We start from the raw sequence: 2035 nt of genomic DNA, 5'->3' as shown, positions 1-2035 counted from the left end.
GGCCGGGCGAGGAAGGCGTCGATCTCTTTTCCGCGCAGTGCGACCATCGGGCCTCAAGGACGTCATTCCGGGGCGCCTCGTCAGAGGCGAGCCCGGAATCCAGAGGTTGGGTATCGAGATTCCGGGTTCGCCCTGCGGGCGCCCCGGAATGACGGGAATGACTTACGTGCCCGCGGTGAAGAACGAGGCGAGCCGGGTGGTGATGTTCTCGGCGATCTCGTTGGCGGCGCGATCCTCTGCATCGCGTACGGCGCGGTTGCGGGAGAAGCGCTGGTAGGAGCCCGGCATGTCGTAGGACACGCGCGAGAAAGTCGAGCCGGTCATGACCGACTTGCCGGTCGCGACGTCGATCAGATTGTACTGGGCGTCGATGCCGAGATTCTCATTGGTAGGCAGTCCCGTCGTGGCGCTGACGATCAGCGAGGAGCGGGTCGTCGTGAAGCGGATGTCCAGCCGGTGGGTCGGCGGCATGCCCGTCGCGGTGCCGTAAAGCTTGAATGCCAGCGCGTTGCGGATTTCGACGCCGACGCGGGCCTCGCGGGACGCGTTGGGCTTGTTGATCGGCGGCAGCTCGACGCCCATCAGCTTCTCGCGCAGGCCGGGGGTCCCGTCGCTCCGCTCGGCATACATCGGCTGGAAGCAGCCGGCCGTCAGCGCCGCGAGGGCGGCGACCGCCAGCAAGCGGGCTGCGATGCGGATCCTAGCCGACAACATTCACGATCCTCTTGGGGACGATGATCACCTTGCGGACGGGCTTGCCGTCCAGCGCCAGCTTTACCGCATCGAGCGCCAAAACGGCAGCCTCGATTTCCGGATTCTGGGCCAGTGTTGCAACTGTGACCTCGCCCCGCTTCTTGCCGTTGACCTGGACCACCAGGGTCACGCTGTCTTCAACCAGCAAATCGCGTTCGATTTGGGGCCAATCGGCCTCCGAAACCAGCCCCTCTTGGCCCAGAACCTGCCAACACTCCTCGGCCAGATGCGGCATCATCGGCGAGAACAGCTGGACCAGGATCTGGCCGGCCTCCCGGATCGCCCAGGCAAGGTCAGCGGACGGCTGTCCGGGACGCTGCAGGATCTCCGAGAAGGCGTTGGCGAATTCGCGGATATGGGCAAGGCAGACGTTGAAGTGCAGCCGCTCGATGCCGGTGGTGACCTTGTCCAGCGCGCCATGGGCGGCCTTGCGCAAGGCGGTCGCATCCGGGCCGAACGATGTCGGCCGGGCCGCCGGTGCGGCCTTTCCGAGCTGCACGGCATCGTTCACCAGCCGCCATAGCCGCTGCACGAAGCGCGAGGCGCCCTGGACGCGCTCGTCGCTCCAGATCACGTCGCGGTCGGGCGGGGAATCCGACAGCATGAACCAGCGGGCGACGTCGGCGCCGTAGGTCTCGATGATGTCGTCGGGGTCGACGGTGTTCTTCTTCGACTTCGACATCTTCTCGATCGGACCGATGGTGATGTCCTCGCCCGTGGCGAACAGCGTCGCGCGGCGGCCGTTGCCGCCGACCTCGACCTTGACCTCGGCGGGCTGCACATAGGTGCCGTCGGCCTTCTGGTAGGTCTCGTGCACCACCATGCCTTGCGTGAACATGCCGGCGAACGGCTCGTCCAGCGCGATGTGCCCGGTCGCCTTCATCGCGCGGGTGAAGAAGCGGCTGTAGAGCAGATGCAGGATCGCGTGCTCGACGCCACCGATATACTGGTCGACCGGCAGCATCCGGTTGGCGACATCAGGCGTCGTCGGCGCGCTCTCGTTCCAGGGATCGGTGAAGCGCGCAAAATACCAGGACGAATCTACGAAGGTGTCCATGGTGTCGGTTTCGCGCTGCGCCTTGCCGCCGCATTGCGGGCAGGTGACGTGCTTCCAGGTCGGATGATGGTCGAGCGCGTTGCCGGGCTTGTCGAAGGTCGCATCGTCAGGCAGCTTCACCGGGAGGTCGGCATCCGGCACTGGCACGACGTCGCATGTCGGGCAGTGAATGACCGGGATAGGGCAGCCCCAATAGCGCTGGCGCGAAATGCCCCAGTCGCGCAG

2 protein-coding genes are annotated in these 2035 nt (G+C 65.8%); both read right to left on the bottom strand.

Going from position 1 to position 2035, the window contains the following annotated elements; all coding sequences use genetic code 11:
- Positions 1-162: 162 nt before the first annotated feature.
- Positions 163-714, bottom strand: a complete 552-nt coding sequence (gene lptE, locus JHD07_RS38550; RefSeq protein ID WP_291631753.1) for an LPS assembly lipoprotein LptE — start codon at positions 712-714, stop codon at positions 163-165.
- Positions 701-2035: class I tRNA ligase family protein (locus JHD07_RS38545; protein WP_291631752.1), on the bottom strand; the 1335-nt coding region annotated here is incomplete at its 5' end. The genes lptE and JHD07_RS38545, both read right to left, overlap by 14 nt.

This window comes from Bradyrhizobium sp. (assembly GCF_016462955.1).
GTDB lineage: Bacteria > Pseudomonadota > Alphaproteobacteria > Rhizobiales > Xanthobacteraceae > Bradyrhizobium.
Note: the sequence above shows the minus strand (reverse complement) of the source record. Positions and strands in the feature narration are given on the sequence as shown.